Source organism: Psychrobacter sp. PG1 (assembly GCF_014897815.1).
Classification (GTDB): domain Bacteria; phylum Pseudomonadota; class Gammaproteobacteria; order Pseudomonadales; family Moraxellaceae; genus Psychrobacter.
In genome coordinates, this window is sequence record NZ_JABUZG010000069.1 from 1 (window position 1) to 4340 (window position 4340).

At 38.8% G+C, this 4340-nt stretch carries 5 protein-coding genes; 3 read left to right on the top strand and 2 right to left on the bottom strand.

The annotated features are described in order from the left end of the window. On the bottom strand, positions 1-1148 hold a 1148-nt coding region (locus tag INT03_RS11150), incomplete at its 3' end, for a tyrosine-type recombinase/integrase (RefSeq protein WP_193009006.1). Positions 1149-1164: 16 nt separating this feature from the next. Beyond that, entirely contained in the window at positions 1165-1380 is a 216-nt protein-coding gene (locus tag INT03_RS11155) for a hypothetical protein (protein ID WP_021815097.1), read from the bottom strand. Positions 1381-1502: 122 nt separating this feature from the next. On the opposite strand from INT03_RS11155, the gene INT03_RS11160 reads away from it, so the two are divergent. The 3 genes from INT03_RS11160 to INT03_RS11170 form a co-directional block, all read left to right on the top strand. Then, positions 1503-1736 (top strand): helix-turn-helix domain-containing protein, encoded by a 234-nt coding sequence (locus tag INT03_RS11160; protein ID WP_193009007.1) that lies wholly within the window; start codon positions 1503-1505, stop codon positions 1734-1736. 808 nt (positions 1737-2544) lie between these two features. After that, on the top strand, positions 2545-3096 hold the full coding sequence (locus INT03_RS11165) for a hypothetical protein (RefSeq protein ID WP_193009008.1): 552 nt from the start codon (positions 2545-2547) through the stop codon (positions 3094-3096). After that, on the top strand, positions 3086-4340 hold a 1255-nt coding region (locus INT03_RS11170; RefSeq protein WP_193009009.1), incomplete at its 3' end, for a hypothetical protein. The genes INT03_RS11165 and INT03_RS11170, both read left to right, overlap by 11 nt.

Sequence of the window (4340 nt, forward strand, 5' to 3'; positions counted from 1 at the left end):
AGCAAGTTATCCATTGCTGAGCCATCCTGACGGGTAATATCAGGAACATAGCGGCTGTATACCCGAAACAGCATCTCCGTACTACTGTGACCCATTTGCCGCGCTATCCACTCAGGGTTCTCACCAGCAGCGAGCCAAAGCGTCGCTGCAGTGTGCCGAGTCTGATAAGCACGCCGATGTTTCAAACCGAGTAGGGCAAGGGTTGGCTTCCACACCCGCCGATTCACATTGCGGTACTCCATCGGATTGCCCTGTGAGTTGCAAAACACGAACTCTGACTTACCGTACGTACGCGTCTTCTGCTCTAGTAGAGCGTCATACACTAACTGTGACATTGCAATATCGCGTTGTGAGCCTAACGTTTTCGTTGGACCCATCTCCCCATTCACTAACGCACCGCGTATACTGATCTCACGCCGATCAAAGTTAATGCAGTCCCACTTGAGCCCATCGATCTCACTGGTACGCATTCCCGTAAAGAAGCGAATGGTATAGTAAGGCCTATAATCAACGCGGACATGCTTTAAAATTAGCCATACCTCAGCAAGTGTAAAAGGATTCACATCCGGACGAGCTTGTTTGAGATTCTTAATGTTTTTATAAGGCATCTCAAAGTCATGGCGATCTGACGCTTCTTCTAGTATCATACGAAGAAGTATCATGATCTGATTGATTCGTGCTACTGACAGACTTGACTGACCATCTTTACCGTAACGAACTTTGGCGAGAGAGCTACGGAAGGTCAGCAAGTCTGGTTTTTTTATGGCATGTACCGCTTTACCACCAAACTCAGGTAAGAGATACTTATCTAGAATAATCTTTATTTTTTGCCGATAGCTCGGTCGCCATTCAATCTTCCTCTCCTCATACCAAATATCGACAAACTGCCTAAAGGTAGGGTTGCGACTGATACAAGCTTCCGCTCTATCAACCAGTGCTGTCATCTCTTTTAAACGCGTACTCTTCGGAAAGTAGGTGCCATAGTCAAAGATGCCTAGGGTTATTTCTGCTTCCATTTTTTTCAAAACAGTCGCTAATTTTTTTCTGTTAGCTGGGTTGTCTTCCAAGCTAGTCTTTTCTCGACAACGTATACCTAGGTAGTAGAAGTCGGCAATTAGTTTGCCAAACCGTCCTTGTATAGTAGCCATAATAAACCTCCTTCTATTATTGAAGTGCCATACCGTTAATAGCGCTCATCACCGGCTTACACATATCCTCTTCGATACGCTCCCATACATACAGAATCTTACGACCACCAAAAGGGCGTATGTAATGAATATTCTCAATCAAAACAGTGTCCTTAAGTTGGTTACGGATAGTACGTGCATCGTATTTGATACGATCGGCTAATTCTTGAGTAGTGAGATAAGTCTGTGACATAATAGTTCTCCAGTCAGTATTAAATAGTTTTTAATAAACACTTTGTTGTTGCCAACGAGTACTATATTATCAGAAAAGTAGTCATTGGCAAGTACTTTTTACTTACCAATAAGGAATTTATTGTGATTTCATGTAACTTACCTGTTCTTTTGGCAGAAAGAAGGTTGCGTGTGGCAGATTTAGTGAGAATGACAGATATCAGTAAATCGACGCTGCATAGGATCTATAACGATGATACGACTAGAATTGAGTTCGATACTTTGAGCAAGCTATGTAATGTATTAGAAGTAACGCCAGGGGATATTTTGAAATACGTTCCAGATGAACTTGGTGAGGACGACTCTTTAGAAGAGTAAATTAACTGTCGCTATAGGTGATAGGAAATTTCTAGCTAAAGGTTTACTAGAGCCAAAAGATGCTTACGAGGCTTAATAAATTTTTTATTGTTAGGTTGTAGTCATCGCTTTTTAAGTGAAGACCAGTAATAAATACTATAAATTTGAAACGTATTTCCAAAAACTAAGCATCTGAGAAACACGTTTTTTGCTGAATTGAGATTGGGTTCAAAAATTAGCATAGGGCCAAATTTACTAGGTTAGGTGTCATGATGATTTTTGAACCAAAAATAGCTAGGTTGTGGTCAGATACGCATATGCAGTTTTAGGGCAGGGCACGGTTTGGGCACCAAATGGGCACCGCTCCGAAAATAGGCTCTTTGATTGAGTAGCTAGACTTAACTGAATTAGAAAAGATATTTCGGAATCTCTTCTACAGGCCTTAAAAATCGGACAAAAAAAAGCCTCACTGTTAAGTGAAGCTTTTTAAGTATTTGGAGCGGGAAAAGAGATTCGAACTCTCGACCCCAACCTTGGCAAGGCTCGCGGACTAAAATTATAGAAATGCATATTAATAGATTATAAGCTACACCATATGGTATACATGTGGTGTAGCTTTTTTTATTATCTCAATGTATAGTGTAAAAAAGAACAGTATTACTTATATCACACGTTTATAGTCACCATGATTTTATGGTATTTTGACACCGACTAAAAAATTGTTAAATCATATTTTACTCTCCCCTAGTAGAGTTGTCCAATGTCTATACGTGATATTTCGGATTTCAAAGCCAGCTACTTTATATGAGTTACAAGCTAAAGGTGCATTATGGAAAAAAGTCAAAACCTACCCAAGCCTAGTACTCAATATGCTCGTTTATCTCCTAAAGACTTTTTAAATTTGTATGTACACCCTGAAGCTAAAACAGCATATAAACTCTATGTAGAATATTTTCCACTGGCTCGTATAGCTAACTCAGACGATCAAACTGTAAATCTTGATGTTTGGTACGATGGAATAGGTTTCTATTTTTACAAAAATTTTTCAGCACAATTGCGAATGACTAATAATACCGCTCTCTATGTTAGGAAGCTTCAACCAACTATAAGCTCAATAAACCTAGAGTCATGGAGGTATGTTTTAGAAGAGTTCTTAGATCTAAATCCGTTAGATGTTAATATCTATAACCAATTAAAGGCTCAGATGCCAAAAGATATTCAACGCAAGCTGTTTGGTAAATTGATGACGATTGAGGATGTTTGCCGAAGAAAAGGTATTTATAGACATCATTTTGACTATCAACATGCAAAACAAAAATCCCCAATTTTTAGGATGCCGAGCTTTCAAGAGCTGATACAAAGGAATGTAAATGAAGATTGATATTGAGCGCGCTACTGATGGACTCATTCCTAATTTAGTCGGTAACCACCAAAGCGTTAGGCAATGCTTTTTAACTGTGGCTGCAATGTCAGGCCAGGGTTTTATGAGTTTATCTTTACCAGAGACAGAAAAGGATTTTGTTTTATCAAAAATAGAACTCAAAGCCATTTATAAGAGTTGTACGGGTAGATTAACAAACGATCATTTCAGAGTAACAGCATTTATAGGTTCAACGTACCATCTGAAAGATTTGGATATCAGCAATCCAGCACCAGAGTGGCTTTGGATATCCAAACTATATCAATTACTACTATATTGTTCAGATCGTGAATTAGTGAACAGAATTACTGAGATAACTACTTTTGCACGTTTGTGGATAGTACAAGGTAGTTCTTATCATCGCTTATGGCAAAAGTGTGTAGAGTTGCAATCTAAAGACATAGCCACTACATTCGACAATATTGATGCATATAAGCAATATCTCGACAAGATTAATAGTCCTGACCTCAATCAGTTTGCTAAAGTTCACAGAGCATTAAAATTTGTGCTGCACAACAAAAATCGTATCGAGCGGACTTCCATAAATGGTCGTAAAAGTAGGGTAACACGGCGGGTTGATGACGAAAAAATTGAGTACATTGCGTTTAATGATGTCGACGATGATAGTGATGAGTTAATTAGTGTCATCGAGTTTTTAAAAACTGATAATGATATTGATGTCGTGCGCGAGAAATTAGATATTGGATTACCAGATTTTACGATACTCAAGCAAACATCACTACAAGCGCATGAAAAATATTCTCCGCAACAGATTTACCATCGTACGCGCTCAAAGCTGCAGCATGCCAATAAGAACGAACGTCTTATTGGCAGTAATGTTAGGATTCTACCTTTATTCGCATTACAAAATATTTTTGCGTATCTATGGCAGCTTTTTGAGGAATTATCATCTAGTCATGATAGAGATAAAAAGAGAGTAGTTAGTTATTTACTACTGTCAATGTTAACTGGGAGGTCAGTTTTCCAGTTAAGTGAGGATGTAACAGGTAACACTAAGCAGTATATTAATTTAAATCGTCGGAACAATAGCTATCATTTGAACATTATCTTAGACATCACACCTCTTAGGCTGCGTACTCAGGGTATCCAGCAAATACTAGCCAATCGTTTGCTTGAATGTGACATAAGTCTTCCTGAGCAACTGGGTGAACCGCCCCGACTATATCGGAGAGTGATTTACTTGA

Excerpts from the sequence above, each read along its gene's own strand:
- INT03_RS11155 (WP_021815097.1), bottom strand. The coding sequence starts at position 1,380 with ATGTCACAGACTTATCTCACTACTCAAGAATTAGCCGATCGTATCAAA.
- INT03_RS11165 (WP_193009008.1), top strand. The coding sequence starts at position 2,545 with ATGGAAAAAAGTCAAAACCTACCCAAGCCTAGTACTCAATATGCTCGT.